This is a genomic window from Micromonospora sp. CA-263727 (assembly GCF_050942455.1).
Taxonomy (GTDB): Bacteria; Actinomycetota; Actinomycetes; order Mycobacteriales; family Micromonosporaceae; genus Micromonospora.
Map to the genome: position 1 here is coordinate 5,361,954 of NZ_CP192031.1, position 25,549 is coordinate 5,387,502.

Annotated in this window: 16 protein-coding genes; 8 read left to right on the forward strand and 8 right to left on the reverse strand. The window is 72.2% G+C overall.

The window, feature by feature from the left end; all coding sequences use genetic code 11:
- Positions 1-16: 16 nt before the first annotated feature.
- On the reverse strand, positions 17-7,504 hold the full coding sequence (locus ACQPYA_RS23385; protein WP_433529238.1) for a LamG-like jellyroll fold domain-containing protein: 7,488 nt from the start codon (positions 7,502-7,504) through the stop codon (positions 17-19).
- A gap of 498 nt (positions 7,505-8,002) precedes the next feature.
- Between ACQPYA_RS23385 and ACQPYA_RS23390 the strand changes: the two genes are divergently transcribed.
- The 3 genes from ACQPYA_RS23390 (at position 8,003) to ACQPYA_RS23400 (ending at position 12,090) form a co-directional block, all read left to right on the forward strand.
- Positions 8,003-9,442, forward strand: a complete 1,440-nt coding sequence (locus tag ACQPYA_RS23390) for a serine hydrolase domain-containing protein (RefSeq protein ID WP_433529239.1) — start codon at positions 8,003-8,005, stop codon at positions 9,440-9,442.
- Between the two features lie 182 nt (positions 9,443-9,624).
- The gene (locus ACQPYA_RS23395; RefSeq protein WP_433529240.1) at positions 9,625-10,476 is read left to right on the forward strand and encodes a DUF308 domain-containing protein; all 852 of its coding nucleotides are present in this window, start codon (positions 9,625-9,627) and stop codon (positions 10,474-10,476) included.
- Between the two features lie 195 nt (positions 10,477-10,671).
- A complete protein-coding gene (locus ACQPYA_RS23400) occupies positions 10,672-12,090 on the forward strand; it encodes an alpha,alpha-trehalose-phosphate synthase (UDP-forming) (RefSeq protein WP_433529241.1) in 1,419 nt (472 codons plus the stop codon).
- Positions 12,091-12,120: 30 nt separating this feature from the next.
- Here the strand turns inward: ACQPYA_RS23400 and ACQPYA_RS23405 are convergent, their stop codons facing one another.
- From ACQPYA_RS23405 to ACQPYA_RS23430, 6 genes are all read right to left on the reverse strand, one after another.
- Positions 12,121-12,945 carry an alpha/beta hydrolase gene (locus ACQPYA_RS23405; protein ID WP_433529242.1) on the reverse strand — a complete coding sequence of 275 codons (825 nt, stop codon included), beginning with the start codon at positions 12,943-12,945 and terminating at the stop codon, positions 12,121-12,123.
- On the reverse strand, positions 12,942-14,348 hold the full coding sequence (locus ACQPYA_RS23410) for a flavin-containing monooxygenase (RefSeq protein ID WP_433529243.1): 1,407 nt from the start codon (positions 14,346-14,348) through the stop codon (positions 12,942-12,944). Before ACQPYA_RS23410 ends, ACQPYA_RS23405 begins: the two co-directional genes overlap by 4 nt.
- Before the next feature lie 93 nt (positions 14,349-14,441).
- Positions 14,442-15,143, reverse strand: coding sequence for an endonuclease/exonuclease/phosphatase family protein (locus ACQPYA_RS23415; RefSeq protein ID WP_433529244.1), 702 nt, complete (start codon positions 15,141-15,143; stop codon positions 14,442-14,444).
- A gap of 1 nt (position 15,144) precedes the next feature.
- A complete protein-coding gene (locus ACQPYA_RS23420; protein WP_433529245.1) occupies positions 15,145-16,092 on the reverse strand; it encodes an ROK family glucokinase in 948 nt (315 codons plus the stop codon).
- Between the two features lie 69 nt (positions 16,093-16,161).
- On the reverse strand, positions 16,162-16,728 hold the full coding sequence (locus tag ACQPYA_RS23425; RefSeq protein WP_433529246.1) for a hypothetical protein: 567 nt from the start codon (positions 16,726-16,728) through the stop codon (positions 16,162-16,164).
- Between the two features lie 40 nt (positions 16,729-16,768).
- Positions 16,769-17,224: an SRPBCC family protein gene (locus tag ACQPYA_RS23430; RefSeq protein ID WP_433529247.1), complete on the reverse strand. Its 456-nt coding sequence runs from the start codon at positions 17,222-17,224 to the stop codon at positions 16,769-16,771.
- Between the two features lie 141 nt (positions 17,225-17,365).
- Here ACQPYA_RS23430 and ACQPYA_RS23435 point away from each other — a divergent pair, with 141 nt between their 5' ends.
- The 5 genes from ACQPYA_RS23435 (at position 17,366) to ACQPYA_RS23455 (ending at position 24,269) form a co-directional block, all read left to right on the forward strand.
- Positions 17,366-19,165 (forward strand): AMP-dependent synthetase/ligase, encoded by a 1,800-nt coding sequence (locus ACQPYA_RS23435; RefSeq protein ID WP_433529248.1) that lies wholly within the window; start codon positions 17,366-17,368, stop codon positions 19,163-19,165.
- Between the two features lie 14 nt (positions 19,166-19,179).
- Positions 19,180-20,877, forward strand: coding sequence for a sensor histidine kinase (locus tag ACQPYA_RS23440; protein WP_433529249.1), 1,698 nt, complete (start codon positions 19,180-19,182; stop codon positions 20,875-20,877).
- Between the two features lie 7 nt (positions 20,878-20,884).
- Entirely contained in the window at positions 20,885-21,553 is a 669-nt protein-coding gene (locus ACQPYA_RS23445) for a response regulator transcription factor (RefSeq protein WP_200209675.1), read from the forward strand.
- Positions 21,554-21,724: 171 nt separating this feature from the next.
- Positions 21,725-22,534 carry an SAM-dependent methyltransferase gene (locus ACQPYA_RS23450; protein ID WP_433529250.1) on the forward strand — a complete coding sequence of 270 codons (810 nt, stop codon included), beginning with the start codon at positions 21,725-21,727 and terminating at the stop codon, positions 22,532-22,534.
- A gap of 79 nt (positions 22,535-22,613) precedes the next feature.
- Positions 22,614-24,269 (forward strand): putative bifunctional diguanylate cyclase/phosphodiesterase, encoded by a 1,656-nt coding sequence (locus ACQPYA_RS23455; protein WP_433533581.1) that lies wholly within the window; start codon positions 22,614-22,616, stop codon positions 24,267-24,269.
- Between the two features lie 83 nt (positions 24,270-24,352).
- Here ACQPYA_RS23455 and ACQPYA_RS23460 read toward each other — a convergent pair whose 3' ends face one another.
- Positions 24,353-25,477, reverse strand: coding sequence for a glycosyltransferase family 4 protein (locus tag ACQPYA_RS23460; RefSeq protein ID WP_433529251.1), 1,125 nt, complete (start codon positions 25,475-25,477; stop codon positions 24,353-24,355).
- Between the last annotated feature and the right edge of the window lie 72 nt (positions 25,478-25,549).

Below are 25,549 nucleotides of genomic sequence, written 5' to 3' on the forward strand. Positions count from 1 at the left end.
CTATTTGCGTAACCTCTTAGAAGAATCGCCCAGTCCTAACCCAGCGTCCCGACGCACGAACCCAATGCAGCTGCCACGACTTCTTGGTGATCCAGTTCCCCCGCTTGTACGTAAGGTTTCCTACCCATCCAGCAGTGAACGCTTTGCCGTACGCACCCGCCATTGCCGTCACACCGCCGCGCGCCGATGCGCCCACGTAGCCTTTCCAGCTTCGCTTCCGAGTCGTCGCCCGGTAAGATAATGCACCCGTAGCGGCCCCAGCGACGAATGCGGCTCCCATCGCGCAGGTGACTCCGCCAGATGCCGGGCAAAGCGCAACGGCACCGGCGACAACCGCCGCGTTGACAATGGTCCGCCCGATCGGGTTGCGATAGACAGCCTTAGCTGCTTTCCATGTGGTGCGTCCGGCGTTGCAGGCCCACCTTGCCCAGCGCGAGCACTTCCGCTTGCCGTCCAGGTCGGTGGCGTTGATCGGGTCGGCGCAGGTGTATTCGTAGGGGTTGCAGCTTCCACCGAAGACAGGATCGACCTGCAGGAACCGTCCTAGGCTCGGACTGTAGAGGCGGACACCCATGAGGATGACGTCGCCGATCGTCTCACCAGAGCGTTGTTTGCCGCCCAGCCACCCGTACCGCTGGGTGGCCTGCCCCGGCATCGGCACGCCGTATTCGTCGTGGTCGAACAGTTCGGGCTCGGTCAGCCCAGTGTTGATCGTTGCCGCGATGTCGCCGTGCAGGTTGGTCAGCTGGAGTACGACGTCGCCGGTCGCGGAGGTGGTGGCGACGAGGTCGTTGTCCGGGCCGGCCACGTTGCGGGTCAGGGTGCCGGCGGTGGTGTCCTCGATGATCCAGCGTGGGTTGTCGGTGTCGTCGCCGTAGTGGTTCAGCTTCGACGTCGCGCCCACCCAGTTGCCGTCGACCAAGGTTTCGGTGGTGAAGGCGCGGAATCGGTGTGCCGGGTCGAGGGTCCAGGTCTGCCGCGCGTCATCGAGCTGCTGGCGTTGCACCAGGTCGTTGGCGTAGTAGCTGTTGACCAGGCCGCCGGGCAGGTTCGTGGTGCGGCCGAAGGCGTCGTAGACGTACCCGTCGTCGGTCAACCGGTCCGCGGTGTCGTAGTCGTGGGTCCGGGTCGCGGTCGCCGTCGACTCGTCACACTCACCCTCCGGGCCCGGGCCGAACTGGGCACTGCCAGTCCGGTTCGTCCGGTCGTCGTGGGTGTACGTGCGGGTGACGCAGCCTTCGGTGATCGCGCTGTCGTGCTGCGTCCGGACCAGCCGGCCGAGCCGGTCGTAGCGGTAGGTCTTGGCACCGCCGGTGTAGGTGTGCTCCACCCACTGGCTGGCGGTGTTGGTGACCACCGACTCGGAGAAGATCACCTCTCCGTCGGAGTCGCGGGTGTAGGTCCGCTCCACCGGCTTCAGGTTCACGTCCAGTCGGTCGGTGCGGGTCAGCCCACCCGGGTACTTCAGCTCGGTGAGCTGCCCGTCCGGGGAATACTTCGCCGAAAAGGTCCCCGCGATGCTGTCGGTGACACTGGTCAACAAGCCCCGCGGCTCAGCGTTACGGTCGTAGCCGTACGTCGCGTGGCCGGTCGGGTCGGACACCTTCACCTGCTTGCCGAACCGGTCGAACTCGTTGACCGTCGTCCCACCATCGGCATCGGTGTACGACACGAGCCGGCCCAGCAGGTCGTACTCGCGAGTGATGGACGCGCCGCCCATCGTGGTGGCCGTGACCTTGCCTGAGGTTGGACTGTAGATGGTGGTCACTGTTGGGATCGGTGCGCCCTCGTCGGAGGTGATCGCTTTGCTGATCACTCTGGTGGCGTCATCGTGCGTCATGGTGGTGGTGCGGGTCTTGCCGGCTGCCGTTTCGGTCACCACGGCCTCGTCGCCGTGGCGGGTGTAGGACACCACCCGACGCACCGGAAGGCTGGTGGTCATCCGGGCCGGGTCATGCCCGGTCACCGCACCGGCAGCCCGGGTCACACACAGGTTTCCGGCCCACTCCGGCTTGTTGCCACACGCACTGTCCTGCGCGTTCGCCCCGGCCGTGTAGTAGATGTTCTCCTGGGTTTTGGCGTCCGTGCCGGACGAGCCGATCCCCACCGACTTGATCGTTCGCCCGGCGGGATCATACACGACCCCGGAGCTCAGGTTCTTGCCCCCCGATACCGCGTCGGTCGTCTGCCTGGTGGCCTTCTTCAGCGTCCAGCCGGCTACTCCGCCGTACTCGGCGTCGTATCCGTTCTTGGTGACCCGTACGTCGGCGTCGGGGTAGCCATCAATCTGCATGCCCTTTGTCTCCCGGGTCAGCAGGTGGTAGGTGGCGCCGTCGGGTTTGCCCTCGTCGTAGGTGTTGACGGTGCGGGCCCGGCCGATGACCGTGGCGCCGGCGGGGATGGCCTCCAGCGGTCCGGTGCCGTCGGGGTCGTCGAGCGGGTTCTCCAGGACCATGGTCGAGGTCGGTCCGACGGTCTCCAGCAGGTCGATGCCGTCGGTGCTGTAGGTGTTGATGGTGGACAGGGCCAGCGCCCGGCTGGCGGTGTCGGAACCGGCCAGGCCCAACTCGGCAAGGAAGGTGTCGGCGTTGGGCAGGGTGCCCAAGGCAAGCGCGCGGTCGGTGGCTTCCAGGGTGCGGATGACGTTACCGAACCGGTCGTACTCCTGGGTGTCGATGTGGCCGCCGGGGGTGGCGGTGTTGACCTCCTTGCCGCCGGCGGAGAGGTAGTGGACGGTGGCGTGTTTGTAGCCGTTGGTGCCGGGGGTGGGGGGGATGGCGCTGTTGCGGCCGGGGTTGTCCTCCGGCCCGAAGATGGCGGTGGCGTCGGTGGGCAGGTCGACCTGGCCCCAGGCCGCGATGGCGGCGGAGTTCAGGTTGTACGGCCCGCCGGCCAGTTGGGTGAGCGGGACGTTGTAGACGACGTTGGTGGCGACTTCGCCGTCGAGGGCGGTCGTGGAGCCCTGTTGCAGGGCGGGGCGGCGGACGCGGAGCAGCCGGCCGGTGTTCTCGTCGCCGGCCAGGTCGGTGACCTGGTCGTCGGTGAGTGCTTTGCCGTAGACGCGGACGTCGTCGATCTCGCCGTCCCAGATGTTGGCGGCGGCGCCGGCCCACTTGGCCCGGCCGATGACGTATCCGCCGGTGGCGTTCCAGCCGCCGACGGCGGCGGTGGTGCTCTGGAGCACACCGTCGACGTAGAGCTTCATCCGTCCGCTGGCGGTGTCGTAGACGCCGGTCAGGTGGGTCCACCGGCCGGCCACCGGGGCGGTGTTGGAGGTGGCCCGGATCGGGGTGGCTGCGTCGCTGTCGACGCTGACCCGGGAGAAGGCCCACCGGTCGTCGGCGGCGACGTAGTTGAGGAAGAAGCCGCTGGTACGCGAGCCGTCCTTGGACACCGCGGTCCGGTTGGCGGTCTTGGTCTTCAGGCGCACCCAGGCGGAGACGGTGTAGGAGGAGGTGTTGGACAGGGCGGTGCCGGCGACGCTGATCTGCTGGCCGGTGCCGCCGGTGAAGACGGCGGCGCGGTCGGCGGGGTTGTCGGGGTCGTTGCCGTAGCCCCAGGTCACGCCGGAGGCCATGGTGCCGGTGCGGCCGCTGCCCGAAGAGTCGGCGACGCTGGTGCCGGAGCCGGCGTCGAGGTCCCAGCGCAGTGCCGCGGAGTCGATGTCGGGGTTGCCGTGGTCGAAGTGCCACGGCAGCTCACCGGCCGGGGTGACCTTGGCGACCCGACCGTCGGCGTACTCGTAGGCGGTCTTGAGCGCCGGGCTGACGCGGGGGTCCCAGACCTCGCGGAGCTGGCCCAGGTTGTCGTACGCGTAACGGGTGATGTGGGTGGCGGTCATCGCGGAGGTGTTCGGGTCCCAGGCCCACAGCTTCACCCCGGAGACCCGGTCGGTGTAGTCGCCGAAGACGCTCTGGCTCAGCCCGGAGGTGGTGGTCGTGGCGTACTCGTATTCCAGGACCTCGCAGCCGCGGGCGGGGGTGGCGGTGGTGCAGTTGTTGGTGTCGTCGACGCCCGGCTCGACCGGATTGATCACCTTCTTGAGCAGCAGCCGGTCGCCGGCGGTCTCGTAGGTGTAGCGGGTGGTGGTGTTCGATTCCGCCGTCCACGACGAGGTCGCGGCCCACACCCCACCCTGCTGGGCGAACTCCGTGACCGTGCCATCCAGCTCGGACAACCGGTAGGCGGTGCTGCCCACCCGGCTCAGGATCATTCCCTCCGCGCCCGGCTCCGGGGTGAAGGAGGTGCCGTCGGTGTTCTTGGCGAAGGTGATCCAGCCGCCGCCGATGGTGTTGACCTGGGCCAGCGACGGCTCCGGCAGGGTGAGGGTGGTGTAGTCGACATCCGCCGCGCCACCGGTGGCGCCACCGGTCCAGGCGGGCCCGAACGGGGCGACGATCTCGGTGAAGGAGAGGTTGTCCCAGTAGACCCGGCGTCCGGAACCGCCCTGGGCACCGTTGTAGAGGCGGAAGAACGCCTCGGTGGCACCGGCGGGGACGGTCATGTCCACCGACAGTTCCTGCCATCCCTCGGTGTAGGCGGCCATCGGCGAGACGACCTCGGTGTAGACCCCGCCCACCCGGTGGAAACCGACGATCCGCAACCCACGCTGGGCGTTCTCAGGAACAAGGCCGGTCGCGGCGGGCACGAAGATCCAACCCGTCATCCGGTACGTCTTGCCGGCCGTCATACCCAGCCGCATCGCCCCACCGTCGCCACCGACCGCCACGTAGGTGTCGTTGCTGGTCGTAGTGACCGGAGTGATCTCCAACGAGTCGACCGGAGTGGTCTCGCCCTGACCGCGCACCGTGGAGCGGACCGCCGAGGAGGTGGCCGGCACGGTGAAACCGGTCAGGTTGGTCGAGACCTGCTGCTGGTTCGGCGTCAACCGCTGACCCATCGGCAGGTAACCGTCACTGCGGTTACGCGACGACGACGCCCGCGAGACCGACAGACCCAGCTCGTCGGCGTCGGTCGAGGAGAGCGCGTAGTCGCCGGTGAGCAGGTTCACCGAACCTGGACCGACGTCGTCACCGGCGGCACCGGCACCGCTGGAGTCGACCGTCACCCGCACCCACGGAATCGTGTATGCCGGGGTGCTGCCGCTGGCCGTGTAGAGGCGGGCCCGCACCTCCACCACACCGCCGGTCAGGCCGAGGGTGTCGGTGGCGTTCCAGATCGCGTACCCGCCGAGCGACGACAGGGTGACCGGGCTGGCGGCGGTCGCCGTGATCGGCGCGCCGGTGGCCGAGGTCAGGTTCGCCGACGGAACCGGCAACACCGCCCCACCCGGCCCCCGCCGGTATTCGAAGTACGCCCGGGTGTAGCCGGCGACCGGGGTGGTGATCTCCAGCTTGGTGCGCTTCACGACGGTGGCACCGGGCAGTGGCTGCGCCAGCGCCGCGTCACCAGCGGCGAACACGTACAGGTTCGGGTCGGACAGGTTGCCCGCCGAGTCCTTCGCCTGCACCGTCAACGTCCGTTGGCCGTCACGCGGGCGCAACGTCACCGACTTCGCGGCGGTCGCCGCCACCGTCGTCGCACTCGCCTCGTAATCGAGCTTGTAGACGAACGCGGCCAGATCGTTGGTGCCGGACGCGGGCGTAAAGGTGAACGTGTCCGGCGCCTCCGCGCCGCCGTGCGGCTGCCCGTCGTTGAGGTAGATCGCCGCCGATACGAACGGCACACCCGGCTTGGCAGTGTCCACGGTCAACGTGGACCACCCGGTCCAGCCCCCGTAGGTGTGCGGGTCCTTGCCGCGCACCCGCCACTCGTACGCGGTGCCGTTGGCCAGGTTGACCGGCACCTGCCACGACGCGGTCGACCCGTTGGTCCACGCCGGGCTACCCGAGCGCAGCCCGGAGGTGGACACCACGGCCAGGGTGCTCTTGTTGCGCACCTCGAACTCGGCCTGCAACGTCTGCCCCGCGTTGGCGTCGGCCAGCTTCGCCGACAGCGTCGGCCGCAACGACGCGGTCCGCGCCCCCGCCCCGCAGGCGGTGTAACACGGAGCCACGGCCAGCGCCGTGGGCGCCGTGGGCGCGCTGTTGTAGGTGATCGTCAGCAGCGGCGGGCGACCGCCCTCGGCCGAGTCGAACTTCTTCCACCCGGCGGTGGCCGACTCGGAGGTGGCGCGCAGCATCACGCTCGCGCTGGACAGGTTGTTGTCGGCGCTGTGCTGCAACGCCCCGCCGACCTCGATGTAGACGTAACCGTCGTTGCAGGACGAGTTGTAGCCCTTGGTCTCGGTCGACGTGCCGACCTTCGCCCGCGCCGTGGGCTGGTTCGTCCACCGCACCGAGGAGTCCACCGTGTCGGTGCGCCACGCCTCCCAGGACGCGGCGTTGCAGGACCAGGAATGGAAGTTCCACAACCGCAACTTCGCCGTCATGATCTTGCTGCCGGCGAAACCGGTGGTGTTGAACCGCAGATACGACCGCGCGGTGAACGACCCGCCGTCGTTGGCGAAGCCGAGCCGCAGCTCACTGGCGCCGGACTGGTCGCTGGAGAAGCTGTTCTGCACGAACGCGTCGAACGACGGCGACAGCGACGTGGGCGGGTCGATCGTCACCGGGAAGGTCAGGTCCTCGCGGGCCAGGAAGTCCGCGTCGGGCGTCAACTCCAGCAGCGTACGGCCCTTGCCGGCCGATCTCGTGCGCAGCGCGACCGGCGCCAGGTTGAGGTGCTGAGCGGAGTCCGGGGAAACCTTGGCGTCCCACATCATCGGCGTCTGCGCCTGACCGACCCGCCGCCCCCGCGAGTTCTTCAGGACCAGCCCACCCATGCCGTCGGCGGTCGCGGTGAGCTTGCCCGTACGCATCGGCAACGTCAGCTTGCGTACCTGTGCCAGGCCGGTCCGGTTCCTCACCACGAAATGCTGCTCGAAGCCGGTCGCGTGGGCGTGGAACACCAGGTCGACCCCGGGACGCACGTCCGGGTAGGTGATCGTCCGGCCGTCGAGGACCGGCTCCGGCAACGGGCCGGTCCAGGCCAGCGACGTCCGCTCCGCGCCGGCGCCCAGCGACACCACCTCGTGCTCACCCGCCGCCGGGGAAGCGCCGGCGAAGCTCAGGTCGCGGGCGTGCGCCTTCGGCACCACCGTGCCGTCCGCCCGGCGCTGCAACGTCAGGTCCACCGGCACCCACGTGCTGTCACCCTGGCGGACCCGCACCGGCGCGAGCGCCTGCTCCTGGGTCAGGGTGCCGTCCGGGTTCGCGAAGACCTGCACGGTCTCCGACCGCCGGCCCGCCACCTCGACCCGCTCGCCACACAACCGCGCGGCCACCGCCGCCGACACCTCGTCCGGACGATCATCCGGACAGGCCGGCTTCGCCGCCGGCGTCGGCTCGGCGGCCGGCTTCGGCGCGGCCACCGCCCGGTCGGGCCGGACCGGAACGTCCGACATGGTCACGACCAGCAACACCGCCAGCGCCACCGCGACCCGCCGCGCCCAGCGGACGAAACCATCGCCGCCCGCCAGCGCGACGAAAACACCGCCACGCACCCACTGCTCCTGCACAGTCAGCCTCCCCGTAAGGCAGAACCCAGCGAAAGTCAGGCGCAGCCTAGAGAGATCAACGAATCACGATCAACACATTGACGAAGGGCGCTGGGGGCAGTAGAACCGCAGCTCAAATGCTGCCCACGGCGACCACAGCCGACCGATGATGCAAAACGGACAGATGACCGTTGGTCGCCGGCGCGATCACTGCCGGCGACCGGCATCGACGCCGCCCGCCGGCATCGGTCGCACGGCACCGGTTGGGAATCACCGGGCAGGTCATGCGAGACGGCGCTACGGCCACGACGCTCCACAACGGTCTGCGGCACCACCACGCCCGATCACCGAGAGTGAAACCCCGATCGGGGCGACGGCACAGATCAGTTCGATAATCAAGAACGATCAGAATGAGAATTATCACTATCCGACCGGATGAACGACGCGGAAACAACCGGGATGCCGGGCTGCGGCCGGTGACCTGCGCCTGTCATGATGCCGCGCATGTCTGTGCACCGCCGTACCGTGCTCGGCACCGGTCTCGCCGCCCTCACCGCCGTCGCCACCGGCTGCCGCGAGCAGGCCCCCTCCTCGGCGGGCGCTCCCGCCGGGTCGCCGGCCAGCAACGCCGGGGCGGCAGGTGGACCGGGCACCGGCTCGTCGGCGGCACCGTCGACGTCGGCGTCGGCGGGTGGCCCGGCCGGCGCCTCGGCCGCGCCGGCCACCGAGGGACTCGGCGCGGCACCCGGCAGCTCGGCCAGCGCGTCGGCCGGCGGCACCATCACCGGGCAGGCCGGCATCGGGGCGCCGTCCCCGTTCGGCCGCGCCCTGGCCACCGAACTCACCCGGCATCTCAAGCCGACCAGCGCCAACCCGAACCATCCCGCGTACGGCGGCGCGGTGGTGCTCTGCCAGGTCGACGGGAAGGTCATCGGCAGCGCGGCGGTCGGCAAGGCGCTGCGCTACGGCGCGGGCCCGGTGCTGCTGCCCGAGGCCCAGCAGGTCGACATGCGCCTCGACTCGATCTTCGATACCGCCTCGCTGACCAAGGTCTTCGCCGCGATCCTGACCCTGCAACAGGTCGACAAGGGCCGCATCGCCCTCGACGCCCCCGTCGTGGACTACCTACCCGGCTTCGCCGGCGCCGGCAAAGACAAAATCACCGTGGCCCAGCTACTGGCCCACACCAGCGGCCTACCCGTCGGCGCCAAGGTCACCGGCCTGCCCAACGACAGCGCCCGCCGCAACGCGGTGCTCGCCACCCCACTGATCAAGGGCGCCACACCGGGCACCGTGTTCCGCTACTCCAGCGTCGGACTCATGGTCGCCGCCCAACTCGTCGAGAAGGTCACCGGCCAACGCCTCGACCAGGCCCTCAAGACCAACCTCACCGGCCCACTCGGCCTGAAGGACACCGGCTTCAACCCCAAAACCTGGCTCAGCAGCACCGACCAGGCCAACCGCCTCGTCGCCACCGACGCCCGCACCTCCCGCGGACTGCTCCGCGGCACCGTCCACGACGACGTCGCCAACCACCTCGGCGGCATCGCCGGACACGCCGGCATCTTCTCCACCGCCACCGACCTCGCCGTCATCGGACAGCTGCTCCTGAACGGCGGCACCTACAAGGGCACCCGGATCCTCTCCGAGGCCACCACCAAACGCATGCTGACCAACGTCAACGCCGGCCTGCCCGCCGTCGACGCCGAACGCCCCAACCGCACCTCCGACCACGGCCTCGGCGTCGTCCTCAACCAATCCTGGTTCATGGGCAAACTCACCACCTCCCGCACCTTCGGACACACCGGCTTCACCGGCACCAGCCTCCTCGTCCACCCCGCCCGCAAGATGGTCCTCGTCCTGCTGACCAACCGCGCCCACCCCAACTGGAGCTGGGCCAACCCCGACCCCGTCCGCGTCGCCATCGCCAACCTCGCCGCCTGAGCACAAAAGGACAAAGAGCCCGGTCGTGACCAGCGGCGACGGGACGCGCCGACGTACCCCACGCCACAAGGCACTCCCCGAACCGACCCCGGACGTGTCACGATTCAGAGCACGGCGTGCGGGGGCACGCCGAGGGGGCTGGACGCGGGGCGCGCCGGTGGCGCGATGAGGAGGGTGGTCCGGTGTCAGCGGGTGGGGCCCGTCGGGGTCGGCGGGACAACGGGCTCGACGCGAGCGAGTACGCCGTCGCGGGCGACGTCGATCCCCGCGTCGGCGAGCACCTGCTCGACGTGCTGGCCGCCGGTGGCATCGCCGCCTACCTGCAACCGTCAGCGGATCTGAACCCGGTCACCCGCACCACCACCGTGCCGCCCCGGCCGGTGGACCGGCTCTACGTGGACCGCTCCCACCTGGGCACGGCCCGGGACTACCTCAGCCAGCTCACCGACGAGACCGGCGGTGGTCGCGCCGACGACGAGCCGGACATCGACGCGGAGTGGGCCCGGATCGTCGCCGGTTACCACAGCTCGCCCGGGGCCGGCGAGCACCCGTGGCCGGCCGCGGAGGACGTGGACGACCAGCCGGAGCGCAGCGGCGGCACGGCCACGGCGATCCGGCCGGGCACCGACGAGCCGGCCGGGCCGACCGCGACCGACGTGCGCCGGCTGCCGTACGCGGCCGACATCTCCGGTGTCTCCGTCTCTGGTGGCCCGCGCGACGGCGACGGGCCGTCGCTCCTGGACGGCCTGGACACCTTCGGCACCGACCTGCCCGACGACCCCGACGCCGAGGAACGCTACGTCCCGCCGCCGCCCCCGCCGCTGCCCCGGGTGTCCAAGTACGCGGTGGCCGGCGTGCTCGCCGTGGTGCTCGGTTTCCTGCTCTTTCTCTTCCCCGACCTGGTCCCCGCGGATCGCGGGGTGGTGACGCTGCTCGGCTTCACCAGCATCCTCGCCGGTTTCGTCACGCTGGTGTGGCGGCTACGCCCCGGCGACGCCGACGACCGCGACCCCGACGACGGTGCCGTCGTCTGAGCGGAGGCGCGCGGCGGTGGGGGCGTCCGGCGGTAGGCGTCCGGATGGCGGGACGGCGACCCACCCGCGCCAGCGGGCGTAACAGTGGTGTAACTTACGGTCAGTAGGAATACCGCAGCACGTCACTTTACCCGCCGACTGCCCGGTTGTTCCTTTCTCGTGGCGGTCGCTCCCCTGCTGATCGGAATGCCCGAGATGCGACAGAGTTCCCTCGTGGTGGTGGCCAACCGCCTACCCATCGACGACAGTCAGGCGCTCGACGGCGCCTGTGAGTGGCGCCGCAGCCCCGGCGGGCTGGTGAGCGCGCTCCACCCCCTGCTGCGACACACCCCGGCGACCTGGGTTGGCGGCTGGGTCCGCGGGACCGGTCCTGCGCCCGCTCTGCCCGACGTCGACGGAGTGCGAATGCACAGCGTGGCGCTGACCGGCGACGACCTGCGCGACCACTACGAGGGCTTCGCCAACGCGACGCTCTGGCCGATCTACCACGACGCCGTCGAGCAGCCGGAGCACCACCGGCGCTGGTGGGACGGCTACCTGCGGGTCAACCAGCGCTTCGCCGAGGCCACCGCGGAGGTCGCCGAGCGCGGCGCGGTGGTCTGGGTGCAGGACTACCACCTGCAACTGGTGCCGGGGCTGCTCCGCGACCTGCGACCCGACCTGCGCATCGGATTCTTCCTGCACGTGCCCTTCCCACCGCCGGAGCTGTTCATGCAGCTGCCCCGCCGGGCCGAGTTGCTGCGCGGGATACTCGGCGCGGACCTGGTCGGCTTCCAGCGGGCCCAGGCCGCACACAACTTCGCCCAGTTGGTGACGAAGGTGCTCGGGCTGCCGGCCACCGACCGACGGATCGCGGTCGACGACCGGGTGGTGCGGATCGGCGCGTTCCCGGTCTCCATCGACACCGCCGAGATGTCCGCGCTGGCCGGCCGGCCGGAGGTGGCCGACCGGGCCCGCCGGCTGCGCCACGATCTGGGCAGCCCCGACCAGGTGATCCTCAGCGTCGACCGGATGGACTACACCAAGGGCATCGAGCAGCGGCTCAAGGCGTACAGCGAGTTGCTCGCCGGCGGGCACGTCAAGGTCCGGGACACGGCGCTGGTGCAGGTGGCGGTGCCGAGCCGGGAACGGGTCGGCCAGTACCAGATCCTCCGCGAACGGGTGGAGCGGGAGGTCGGGCGGATCAACGGGGAGTTCGGCCGGGTGGGCGAGCCGGCGATCCACTACCTCACCCAGCCGTTCGACCGGGCCGAGTTGGCCGCCCTCTACCGGGTGGCCGACGTGATGGCGGTGACCCCGCTACGGGACGGGATGAACCTGGTCGCCAAGGAGTACGTCGCCGCCCGGGTGGACAACGCCGGTGCGCTGCTGCTCAGCGAGTTCGCCGGGGCCGCGGCCGAGCTGTCGCAGGCGTATCTGGTCAACCCGCACGACCTGGAGGGGCTCAAGCAGGGCCTGCTCGCGGCGTTGCGGGCCGACCCGGCGGACGTGCGGACCCGGATGCAGGCGATGCGCGTGCACCTGCGGGAGCACGACATCCGCGCCTGGGCCCGCTCCTATCTGTCCACCCTGGACCAGAGCGGTTCGCTGCTGACCCACCTCACCAGCGGCTGACGCCGGCCCGCCGCGGCCGGGCCGGGCCGGTCAGGGCCGGTCGGCGCGGGCCGGGTCCTTGACCAGCCAGTCGAGGATCGCGTCGATCGGCTCCCGCCACCGGGCGTCGAGCATCAGGTCGTGCCCCATGCCCGGGAAGAGCAGCGGCGCCGAGCCGTACCGCCGGGCCGCGCGGGTCAGCGCCGACGACGGCACCACCCGGTCGTCCGGGCTGCCCAGCACCAGCACCGGGGGGTGGCCCACCGCCGGCTCCGGGTCTGCGCCGGCCAGCAGCTGCCACTGGGCGCGCCGGGCGGCCCGGCCCAACCGGGCGCTGTGCCGCCGGGCGTCGGCGTCGGCAAGCTCGCGGCTGAACAGTTGCCGGCGGCTCAGCCGCAGGCCGCCGCCGAAGATCGCCGGCAGGGTGCCGAGCGGGTTGCGGCGCAGCGCGGCGCCGAGCGTCGCCCAGCCACCGAGCACCGGCGCCACCAGCACCGCCGCCCGGGCCGGGTACCGGGCCAGGGCGTGGCCGACCACCAGGGCCCCGGCGCCATGCCCGACCAGCACCGCCTGGCGCGGCAGGCCCGCCGCCACCTGGGTCACGTCGTGGGCGTACGCCCGCAGGTTCGCCTCCGGCGCCGGGCCGCTGCCGCCGTGCCCGCGCAGGCTCACCGCGTACGCCGGGAAACCGCGCGCGGCGGCGTGCCCGAGCCAGTGTTCGGCGTACGCCCAGGCGCCGTGCCCGAAGCCGGGCACGAAGAGCAGCGGCGGATGGCCCTCCTCCAACTCGGGGGTGGCGCTGAGCACCTCGCGCCGGACCGGGCGGACCGGCCGCGCCCACTCCCAGCCCCGCATGACGCGCACCGACTCGGTCACTTCCCCTCCAGGTCTCGCAGCGCGCGCTCCAGCGCCCGCAGGTAGTCGGCGTGGCCGACCTCGAACCAGTGCCGGGTCGAATCCTTGACCTGACCCGAGTAGCGCTCGCCCGCGCCCGCCCGGACCCGGGCGGCGAACGCCGTCGCCCGCTCCGGCCGGGTGGCGCGCAGACGCAGCAGCCGGGCGAAGAGCACGGCCTGCCAGTGCGACAGGGTGAACACCCCCGAGTCCGGCTGGACCAGGCCGGTCACCGCGAGGGTGGGATGGTCCGGCACGAAGGCGTTGAGCCACAGTCGGGGCCGCCCCACGCCCTCGTCGTCGCCGAGGACCTTCGCCTCCAGGAACTCGAAGCGCGGCAGGTAGCCGGTGGCGAAGACGACCAGCTCCGGGTCGATCTGCCGGCCGTCGGCCAGCTCGACGATGTGCGAGTCGAAGCGGGCGATCTCCGTGACCGGGCTGATCGCGCCGTGGCCGACGTAGTAGACGAGCTGGCTGTTGGCGATCGGGTGGGTCTCGTACACCCGGTGGTCCGGCTTGGGCAGGCCGAAGCGGGTCAGGTCGCCGACGGTCAGCCGCAGCGTCCGGTGGTAGAGCCACTGCCGCAGCCGCAGTGGCACCCGCAGCGCCAGCAGGGTGTCGTTGACCTGGTCGGCGGGGCGGCCGAAGACGTACTTCGGGGCGTACCAGTAGCCCCGGCGGGTGGAGTGCCAGCAGCGCGACGCCTGCTGCGCGGCCTCCACCGCGATGTCGCAGCCGGTGTTGCCGGCCCCCACCACCAGCACCCGCTTGCCGCGCAGCTGGGCCGGGTCCTTGTACGACGAGGCGTGCATGACCTCACCACGGAACTGCTCCAACCCCTCGTACCGGGGCAGCTTCGGCGACCAGTTGTGCCCGTTGGCGATCACCACGGCGGCGTACCGGGAGGTGCGCTCCGGGCCGTAGCCGCCGGTGCTGCGGGTGGTCACGTCCCAGCGGTCGTCGTCGACCGGCTCGACGCGCACCACCTCGGTGCCGAACCAGATGTGCCGGCGCAGGTCGAAGTGGTCGGCGTAGCGCTCGAAGTAGGAGAGCAGCCGGCTGTGGTGCGGGTAGTCCGGCCAGTCGTCCGGCATCGGGAAGTCGGGGAACTGGGTGAACGGCCGCGACGAGATCAGGTGGGTGCTGGCGTAGACCGGGCTGCGGTCGTGCCGCCAGTTCCAGGCGCCGCCGACGCCGGTCTCGCGTTCGTAGCAGTCGACGCCGAAGCCGTGCTCGGCCAGGTTCTTCACCGCGGTCAGGCCGCTGGCTCCGGCGCCGATGACACAGACGGTGTCACCCCGGTCGGAGACCGGGCGGCCGTCACGGCTGCGGGCGAGCGTGGTCGTCTCCGGATCGGGCCGGCCGTGCTCGGTGGGGGTGGGCACCGGGAAGTCTCCTTCGTCTCGGCACGAGTGCCGGGTCGCGCGAAATCCTCTCCACAACGGAGCGGGATGTCCAGCCCGGCCGGCGGCCGACGGTCAGCCGGCAGCGGGCGCCAGCAGGTCGACCAGCACCGGAAAATGGTCGCTGGCCCGGCGGGTCAGCGGGGTGTCCAGCACGTCGTAGTCGACCACGACGATCCGCGGGTCGACGAAGAGGGCGTCGATCCGCCGCCGGGGACTCGCGCAGGGGTAGGTGAAGGTCTCGCCCCGGCCGGCCGCCACCGCCGCGTCGGTCAACCCCCGGGCCACGGTGGTCCAGGCCGCCCCGCCCGGCTCCTCGTTGAGGTCGGCCGCGGCGATCACCGGGTACGGCGCGGCGGCCAGGTCCCGGCCGAAGAGCTGTGCCTGCCCGGGCCGCTCGGCCGGGTCGGTGGACAGGTGCGAGCCGGCCACGGTGAACCGGGCGCCGCCCACCACGCAGTCCGCGTACGCGGCGCCGCGCAGGTGCCGGCCGGGGGTGAGCGGGAAGCGCCGGCACCGGACGCCGGTCACCCGGACCCGCAGGCTGGTGAGCAGCAGGTTGCCCAGCGACGGCAGCCCACCGGCGGCGACCACCAGGCCGAACGAGGCGGCCAGCGCGGCCGACTTCTGCCGCCACCGGAAGCGGCGCGGCCCCTCCTGCACCACCACCACGTCCGGCGCCGCCGCGCGGACCACGGTGGCCAGCGCGGCGGTGTCGTCGCGCTGGCCGTGGACGTTGTAGGACACGACGCGCAGCGGCACGCCGGGGTCGGTCACCTCAGATCCGCAGGGCCAGGTCGGCCGCGCCGATGACACCGGCGGAGTTGCCCAGCTCGGCCGGGCGGATCTCGGCCACCGGCAGCCGGCTGCGCTGGGCCAGCGCCTCGGTGAACGAGCGGCGGGTCGGGCCCATCAGCAGGTCACCGGCGTCGATCACGCCGCCGCCGACGACGAGGACCTGCGGGTCGAGGATCTGCGCCATGTCCGCCAGGCTGGTGCCGAGCCAGCGCCCGACCTGGGCGAACGCCTCGGCGGAGACCGGGTCGCCGCCCTTGGCCGCGGCGGTCACCATCGGCCCGGTGATCGCCTCGGCCTCGCCGTCGGCCAGCTCCAGCAGCGCGGTGGCCCGGTGCGGTTCCTGTCGGGCCGCGGCGCGGGCGAAGCGGACCAGTGCGCTGCCGCTGGCGTACTGCTCGATGCAGCCGAGCCGCCCGCAGCCGCACTGGTGCCCGTCGGGGACGGTGAGCATGTGGCCCAGTTCGGCGGCGATGCCGTTGTTCCCGCGCACCAGCTCGCCGCCGAGCACGATGCCCCCGCCGACGCCGGTGCCGATGGTGAACATGACCATCGAGTCGTCGGCGTTGCGGGCGGCGCCGTAGCGGAACTCCGCCCAGGCGGCCGCGTTGCCGTCATTCTCCACGACCACCGGCAGCTCGACCGCCGCGCTGACGTAATCCCGCAGCGGCTCGTCGCGCCAGGCGAGATTGGGGGCGAAGAGCACGGTGGAGCGCTTGGCGTCGATCCAGCCCGCCGCGCCGATGCCGACCGCCTGGATCTGGTGCCCGGTGGCCAGCTCGCTGACCACCTCGATGATGACGTCGCGGGTCTTGCCGACGTCATCGGCGGGGGTGTCCCGTCGGGTCTGCACGAGAACCGTTCCGGTGTCGTCGACGACACCGCCGGCCACCTTCGTGCCACCGACGTCGACTCCGATGGTCAGCGTCACCGCGGACACTCCCCTCTGCTGTGCCACCCCGCGCGCACCTGCCCTCGCCGGTGGTGCGGGTCGTCCTGATCAGGCCCCGTCGCCTGGTGCGCCCTGCGGCCCGCCGGGCACGGCTTCCGTGTCCGGTGCCGGTTCTTCGTCGGGCACCCGCGAGGCGGGCACCACGCGACGGTCGGCCGGCGTCCGCCCGGCCGGCGCTTCCGGCCCGGCGGCGTCGACGGGCTCGGCGGTGGGGACGGCGACCTCCGCCGCCCGGGTGGCGGCGGACCAGACGTCCCGCTCCGGTGCCGGCTGAGAATCATGCCCGGTACGGGTCGCCTCGCGCCACACGTGGTCGCCCTCCGAACCGTGGCCGGCACCCTCGGCCGGGTCGGCGGCGGGCTCCGCCGAGGCGAAGGCCCGCAGGAAACTGGCCAGCCCAGCGGCCAGATCGCCGGCACCGGTGGCCAGCCGCTCGGAGAATTCAGGACTTGGATCGCGCAACGCGGCGATTCCCCGGCACACCGGGCAGACACAACATTCGGCCGCGCCGGTGGCGAAGGCGGGACCGGCGGCGGCCATCCGTGCGGTGGCCAGCAGAGTGGCGACCAGCCGCTCCGCCTCTTCCCGGGCCGAGCCCGGATCCGTTGCACCCATGCTGGGCTCCTCTACCGTGGCGAACGGGTCGCCGGACGCGTCACTGCGCCGCACCAGGTGCTTCTACCCGGCGCTTGAGCTGCTTCAACGCGGCGTCCATGATCATTTTTTCGGCTTTGCGGCGGAACATCCCGAGCATCCCGACCGCGAGCTCCACCTCCAGGGTGTAGGTCACGGTGGTGCCCCCGTCGGCGTTGCCGACCAGGTCGTACGCGCCACGCTGGGCCTTCTGCATCTTCGAGGGCGCCACCAGGTGCCACTCGATCCGGGACAGGTCCTCGGCGTAGGCGTATTCGAGCACGTACTCGTCGGCCATCACTCCGGCGTCGAGGACGAAGCGGACCTGACTGGCGTAGCCGTCCTCGTACTCCTCGACGACCTCGGCCTGGCGCACCGCGTCGGCCCACTCCGGATAGCTCGGGAAGTCACAGATGACCGCCGCCACCCGGTCCGGTGACGCCGCGATGGTGATCGACTGGGTGGAGGAGTCCGCCATGGGGGGAGGCTACCCGCCCGGCCGGCGCCAACGCGCCGCGCCGCCCCACCTGCCTGCGCCCCCGGGCGGGTCGGGCGGGTAGGTTTCGACAGAGCCGACCGAGCGGCGGCCCGACCCGGCCAGCGAGCACGAGGAGTGCAGGTGCGCGAGTTCTCCGTCCCACCGATCGTCACCGTCGGCGATTCGGCCAACCTCACCGACCCGGTCTGGGACAACGCCGAGGTCGCCCCCGACGCGGTGCAGTTCCGCCGCCGCGGGGCCGGCGGCGGCCTGGTGGACGTGACCTGCCGGCAGTTCCGCGACGAGGTGGTGGCGGTCGCCCGCGGTCTGGTCGCCGCCGGCGTGCGGCCGGGTGACCGGGTCGGGTTGATGAGCCGCACCCGCTACGAGTGGACCCTGGTCGACTACGCCGTCTGGGCGGCCGGGGCGGTCACCGTGCCGATCTACGAGACCTCCAGCGCCGAGCAGGCCGCCTGGATCCTGGCCGACTCCGGCGCGGTGGCCTGCGTGGTGGAGAGCGCCGCGCACGCCACGCTGGTGGCCGACGTCCGGGACCAGCTGCCCGACCTGGCCCACCTCTGGCAGATCGACACCGGCGGGATCGACGAGCTGGTGACCGCCGGCGCGGCGGTGGAGCCCGCCGAGATCGACCAGCGGCGCGCCGCCCTGCGCTCGCCGGACGTGGCGACCATCATCTACACCAGCGGCACCACCGGCCGGCCCAAGGGCTGCGTGCTGACGCACCGCAACATGTACGCCGACATCGCCAACGCCGTGCCGGTGTTGCCGAACCTGTTCGGGCCGAACGCGTCGACCCTGCTCTTCCTGCCCCTGGCGCACGCCTTCGCCCGGCTCATCCAGATCGGCGTGGTGCAGGCCCGGGCCACCATGACGCACTGCTCGGACACCAAGCACCTGGTCGCCGAGTTGCAGGAGGTCAAGCCCACCTTCGTGCTCTCGGTGCCGCGGGTCTTCGAGAAGGTCTACAACGGCGCCAAGCAGAAGGCGGAGGCGGCCGGCAAGGGCAAGATCTTCGCCCGGGCCGAGGCGGTGGCCATCGCGTACAGCGAGGCGTTGGAGACCGCCGCCGGGCCGGGCCTGGCCCTGCGCGCCCAGCACGCGCTCTTCGACCGGCTGGTCTACGGCAAGCTGCGGGCCGCGCTCGGCGGGCGTTGCCGCGACGCCATCTCCGGCGGCGCGCCGCTCGGCGCCCGGCTGGGGCACTTCTTCCGGGGCGTCGGGGTGACCGTCTGCGAGGGGTACGGGCTGACCGAGACCTCCCCCGCCGCGTCGGCGAACCTGCCGGAGTTCACCCGGATCGGCACGGTCGGCCGGCCGCTGCCCGGCGTGACCATCCGGATCGCCGACGACGGCGAGATCCTCATCTCCGGTGACCTCATCTTCCAGGGGTACTGGCACAACGAGGCGGCGACCGCCGAGGCGATCACCGCGGACGGCTGGTTCCACACCGGTGACCTCGGCTCGCTGGACGGCGACGGCTACCTGACCATCACCGGCCGGAAGAAGGAGATCATCGTGACGGCCGGCGGCAAGAACGTCGCCCCGGCCGTGCTGGAGGACCAGGTCCGGGCGCACCGGCTGATCAGCCAGTGCGTCGTGGTGGGCGACCGGCAGCCGTTCATCGCCGCGCTGGTCACCCTCGACGAGGAGGCCCTGCCGGCCTGGCTGGAGTCGGCCGGCCTGCCCGCCGGCACCGACGTCGAGACGCTGCGTGCGCACGAGGGGATGCGGGCGGAGATCCAGTCCGCCGTGGACGCGGCCAACCGGTCGGTCTCCCGGGCCGAGGCGATCAAGGTGTTCCGGATCCTGCCCCGGGACTTCACCGAGGCCACCGGTGAGTTGACCCCGTCGCTGAAAGTCAAGCGTCAGGTCGTACACAAGACGTATGCGGCGGAGATCGCCGACATCTACCGCGGCTGACTACGATCCGTCACGTGCCCGCCTCAACATCCACCCTGGCCCGGCCCCACCCGCTCGCTGCGGCAGCGCGCGTGGTGGTGCTGGCGCTGATCGCCGTACTGACCCTCTTCGCCACCCGCGACGTGGCCCAGCTGTGGTGGATCCTGCTGCTCGCGATCGCCGGGATGCCGGCGTGTCTGGCGCCCCAGCACTGGCTGATCGGTCCGCTCAGCCGGGTGGCGGAGGTGGTGGTGCTCGGTCTGGCGGCCAGCCAGGTCGCCGCGGTCGCCACCGTCGGCGGTCACATCGGCGGGCTCGGCGCCTCCGCGGTGCTGCCCTACCTCGCGGTGCCGGTGACGGTCACCGCGCTGCGGCGGCGCTTCCGCGAGGGCGCCGCGCTGATCGCCGTCGTCGCCGGCACCCTGCTGGTCGCCGGCGCGCTCACCGAGGTCGGCGGGGTGCGCCAGCTGAGCCAGCCCGGTTACCTGGCGGTGTGCGCGCAGTGGCTGATCCTGGCCACGCTGGGCCTCTACGCCGCGGGCACCCTGCACCGGGTGATGCAGGTCCGCCACGAGGGCAAGCCCCAGCCGTACGCGGAGGCGACCCGGCTGCTGACCCAGCTGCGTACGGTGGCCCGGCAGCTGCCCGGGGCGACGCTGGACCCGGGCGGCATCTCCGAGCACCTGCTGGAGGAGTTGCGCACGGTGGCCCGCACCGACCGGGGCGCGGTGCTCTCGGCCAGCGGCGGCGGGCGGTTGGTGGTGCTCGCCCAACTCGGGGCGGACCGGGTCGACTGGGAGACCACCCTCGACGCGGACTCGGCCATCGCCGACGCCTGGGCCAGTCAGCAGCCGCACACCGCGGCCCGCTCGCAGTCCCGTTCACACCCGGGCGGGGACGTCTCGGCGCTGATCGTGCCGCTGGTCGCCGGGGTCCGCACGGTCGGCCTGGTGGTGCTGGAGGCGGATGCCGCGCAGGCGTACCCGCCGCCGGTCACGGCGCAGGTGACCGGGATGACCGGCCCGGCGGCGCTGCGCCTGGAGGCGGCGCTGCTCTTCGACGAGGTGCGGTCGCTGGCCACCAACGAGGAGCGGCAGCGGCTGGCCCGGGAGATCCACGACGGGGTGGCCCAGGAGCTGGTGATGGTCGGCTACGGCATCGACAACGCCCTGGCCACCGTGCACGACGACGCGGAGGAGACGGCCGAGTCGCTGCGCGTCCTGCGCCACGAGGTCACCCGGGTGATCACCGAGCTGCGGCTGAGCCTGTTCGAGCTGCGCAGCGAGGTGGACCGGCACGGTGGGCTGACCGCCGCGATCGCCGAGTACGCCCGCACCGTCGGCGCCTCCGGCGGGCTGCGGGTGCACCTGTCGCTGGACGAGTCCCCCGCCCGGCTGCCCGCCGCCACCGAGGCCGAGCTGTTGCGCATCGCCCAGGAGGCGGTGACCAACGCCCGCAAACACGCCGGTGCATCCAATCTCTGGGTCACCTGTGAGGTTGATCCCCCCTATGCTCAGATCGAAGTGTCGGATGACGGTCACGGCATAGGTGACCAGCGCACCGACGGGCACTATGGTCTTGCGATCATGGCCGAGAGAGCGGAACGTATCCGGGGCCGGTTGGAGATCAGGCCGCGGCAACCGAGCGGGACCACCGTGGCGGTGGTGGTCGGCTCGCCGCCCCGGCGCGATAACGTTCGCGGTAGCGCCGCCGCAGTTGCAGAAGGGGAGTAACCCGAGGATGACCACAAGTCCGACACCGGCCACACGTACCAAGGTCCTCCTTGTCGACGACCACGACTTGATCCGCAAGGGCCTGCGGCACGCCTTCGAGCGCGACCGGCAGTTCGAGGTCGTCGGTGAGGCGGCCACCGCGGCCGAGGGCGTTCGGCAGGCCGGTGCGTTGCAACCGGACGTGGTGATCATGGATCTGCGGCTGCCCGACGGCAGCGGCCTGGAGGCCACCCGCGCCCTGCGCAAGTCCAGCTCCTCGATGGGCATCGTGGTGCTCACCATGTACGCGGGCGACGACCAGCTCTTCGGCGCGCTGGAGGCCGGGGCGAGCGCGTTCGTGCCGAAGACCGCGCCGGCCGACGAGGTCGTCGCCGCCGCCCGGCACGCGGCCTCCTCCCCCAGCGCCTTCACCGCCGCCGACCTGGCCGAGGCGATGAAGCGCCGGCTCGCGCCGTCCGGACCGCAGTTGTCGCCCCGCGAGGGTCAGGTGCTGCGGCTGCTCGCCGACGGGATGAGCGTCGCCGGCATCGCCAAGCAGCTCTTCGTCAGCGAGTCGACCGCCAAGACCCACATCTCCAAGCTCTACGAGAAGCTCGGCGCGGCCAACCGGGCCCAGGCGCTGATGACCGCACTGCGGCTCGGCCTGCTCGAGGCTCCGGACGCCCCGAAGTTCTGAGCCCGGCAGACACAGCTCCGACGGAGATCCGTGTCTGCCGCCCGGCGGGCACGGACCCCCTCGCATCGATCACCCTCCGCAGCACCGCGCTATGGTCTCTGCGGTGAAGGCGGGGCAGAATACCCGCCGGGGCGGTAACGCCCCAGATGGCGCGCAAAGGGGTTGAGGGCATTGCAGCGGCCGGACTGGGCACCCGAAACGATCGACGTCGAACGTCCCAGCGTCGCCCGCATGTACGACTACTACCTCGGTGGCTCGCACAACTTCGCGGCCGACCGGGCGGCGGCCCGGGCGATGGTGGCGGCGGTGCCGGAGGCGCCACTGATGGCCCAGGCAAACCGCGCGTTCCTGCGCCGGGCGGTGCAGTTCCTCACCGCGGCCGGCGTCCGGCAGTTCCTGGACATCGGCTCGGGCATCCCCACCGTCGGCAACGTCCACGAGATCGCCCAGCGGCACGCCCCCGACTCCCGGGTGGTCTACGTCGACGTCGACCCGGTCGCCGTGGCGCACAGCCGGGAGATCCTGGCCGGCAACGACGGCGCGCGGGTCGTCCAGGAGGACCTGCGCCGCCCCGAGCGGATCCTCGCCCATCCGGACGTCCGTGAGCTGCTCGACTTCTCCCAGCCGATCGCCGTCCTGATCGTGGCGGTGCTGCACTTCGTCGCCGACGACGACCACCCGGCCGAGGTGCTGGGCACCCTGCGCGCGGCGCTCGCTCCCGGCAGCTACCTGGTCCTCTCCCAAGCCAGCGACGACGGCCGCAACGATTCCCAGCGGGCCGAGGCCGAGGAGGTCTACCGGCGCACCGACAATCCCCTCTGGGTGCGCACCCGGGCCGAGCTGACCTCGTTCTTCGACGGCTTCGAGCTGGTCGAGCCCGGAGTGGTGTGGGCGCCACAGTGGCGCCCGGAGACTCCGGAGAGCGCCGAGGACGCCGAGCGGGCAGTCTTCCTGGGCGGGGTCGGGCGGCTCGGTGGGTGAGCCCCCGGAGGGCGGGTCCCACGCCGGGGCCTTCGCCCGCGCCTGGGCCAAGGCGCTCACCGGCACCAGCTACCTGCCGATGACCCACGCCCAGCTGGAGACGCTGTTGCAGCGGCTCACCGACCTGCTGGCCGAGGCGCTGCGATCCGAGCCGCTCGATCTGCGGGTGGGGCACCGGGTCGCGGACGAGCTGGTCGCCGCGCACATCGCCTCCGCCGAGGCGCTCGGCCGCACCGTGGAGGTGATCCAGCTCCGGCTGATCCGTGACCTCGACCTGGTCGCCGACGACATCTCCGACCGGATGGCCCGGCTGCTGGCCACGGTCGCCACCGGATACGCCCGGGCGCTGCGCGACCGCACGTTGGACGAGCAGGAGTCGATCCGCCGGGCCGCGCTGACCGCCCGCGCCGATGCGGAGCAGGCGCTGCGGGCCAGCGAGGCCCGGTTCCGCCACCAGGCCACCCACGATCCGCTCACCGACCTGCCCAACCGCACCCTCTTCGCCGAGCGCCTCGCCGCGGCGGTGAACGGGCCCACCAGCGGTGGCCGTCGGGTCGGCCTGTGCTTCCTCGACGTGGACCGGTTCAAGCGGGTCAACGACTCCTACGGCCACCAGATCGGCGATCGGGCGCTGGTCGCGGCGGCGGGGCGGCTGCGCCGGGCCGTCGAGCCCCATCTGGTGGCCCGGCTGGGCGGGGACGCGTTCGTCATCCTCGTCGAGCGTTCCACCGGCACCGGGGACGTGGTGGCCGTCGCCGAGGCCGCGCTGGCCGCCCTCTCCGAGCCGGTGGTGGTCGAAGGGCACGACGTGACGGTCACCGCCAGCGTCGGCATCGTCGAGCGGCGGGTCGCCGGCACCTCACCGGACGACCTGATGCGGGCCGCGGGCAGCACGCTGCACTGGGCCAAGACCGCCGGGGGCGCCCGGTGGGCGTTGTACGACGCCGAGCGCGACGGCCGGGAACAGGCCCGCCAGGCGCTCAGCGCGGCGATCCCGGTGGGCCTGGAACGCGGCGAGTTCTACCTCGACTACCAGCCGTTGACGTCGCTGCACGACGGCTCGCTGCTCGGCGTCGAGGCGCTGGTGCGCTGGCGCCATCCGCAGCTGGGTGTGCTGCGGCCGGACAGCTTCATCGGGCTGGCCGAGGAGACCGGGCTGATCGTGCCCCTCGGTGGCTGGGTGCTGGCCGAGGCGTGCCGCGAGGCGGTCGGCTGGACGGCCGCCACGGGCGAGCCGCCGTACGTCAGCGTCAACCTGGCGGTACGCCAGGTCCGCCGGCCCGGCCTGGTGCAGGAGATACGCGCCCTGCTGCGGCGTACCGGCCTGCCACCGAACCGGCTCCAGCTGGAGATCACCGAGAGCACCATGATGACCACCGCCGAGGAGCCGGTACGCGCCCTGCGGGCCCTGGCCGACCTGGGCGTACGCATCGCCATCGATGACTTCGGCACCGGCTACAGCAACCTGGCCTACCTGCGGGACCTGCCGGTGACCGAGCTGAAGGTGGCCGGGGAGTTCGTCCGCGGGCTACGCGCCCCGGAGGCCCGCGCCGACGAGCGGATCCTCGCCTCGCTGGTCTCGCTCGCGCACGCCCTGGACCTGACGGTGACCGCCGAGGGGGTGGAGACCGACGGGCAGGCCGAACGGCTGCGGGCGATCGGCTGCGACGCCGGCCAGGGCTGGCACTTCGGCCGCCCCGCCTCCCCCGACCACATCCTCGCCCGCATCCGCTGACCGTGTAAGGAAGGGCCCCCTGTTAACGCCTGGTGTATAGCAGGGGCCCCCTATTAACGTCGGGGCCGGCGGCCGGCGGGGGGTCAGCCGGCGAGCAGGGTGGCCAGGCGGTGGGCCTGGGTCTCCCAGCGCCACTCCCGCTCCACCCAGGCGCGGCCGGCCGAGCCAAGTTGCCGGGCCAGGTCCCGGTCGGCGAGCAGGGTCGCCACCCGGTCGGTGAGCTGGAGCAGGTCGGTCCCGTCCACCACGTACCCGGTCTCGCCCTCGCGCACCGCGTCGGGGGCGCCGCCGGAGTCGCCGGCCACCACCGGCAGGCCGGTCGCCGACGCCTCCAGGTAGACGATGCCGAGCCCTTCGACGTCCAGTCCCCGGTTGCGGGTGCGGCAGGGCATCGCGTAGACGTCGCCGGCCGCATAGTGGGCGGGCAGCTCGGCCGCCGGCACCGAGCCGGTGAAGACCACGTCCCGCTCGACGCCGGCCTGGCGGGCCAGCCGGGCCAGCGTGGCCCGGTACGGCCCGCCACCGACCACCAGCAGCGCGGCGTCCGGCACCCGGCGGCGGATCAGCGGCATGGCCCGGATCAGCATGTCCTGTCCCTTGCGGGGCACCAGACGGGAGACGCAGACCACCACCGGCCGGTCGGCCAGCCCCAGCCGGTGCCGCACCGCGCTGCCGTCGACGGTCGGGTGGTAGACGTCGGTGTCCACGCCGGGGGCGAGCCGACGCAGCTCGGTCAACCCGTCCAGGGCCCGCGCCAGCCGGATGCGGGTGTACTCCCCCAGGTAGGTGACCACGTCCGCGCCCCGGCCGATGCGCCGCAGCGCGCCCCGGGCCACCGGCAGCGCCGCCCAGCCCACCTCGTGCCCGTGGGTGAGGGCGACCACCCGGCGCACCCCGGCCCGCCGGCGCAGGCCCGCGGCGAGCAGGCCGAGCGGGGCCGCCGCGCCGAACCAGACCGTGTCGCAGTCGTACGCCCGGGCCAGCCGGGCGGCGCGGCGGGCCACCAGCGGGGTGGGCAGCAGCATCCTGGTCCGCTCCCGCACCACCTCGAACGGCTGGTCGGCGTCGAACTTGTCGGCACCGGACCAGCTCGACGCGTAGACCACCACCGAGCCGGCCGGCTGACGTACCGCGAGGTTGTGCACGAACGACTGGATGCCGCCCGGCCGGGGCGGGAAGTCGTTCGTGACCAGCAACGTGCGGCTCATGCCGGCGCTCCGCCTGGCTCCGCGCCGTCCTGAGGCAGCACCGCACCGCACCTGACGATCCGCTCGCGGCGC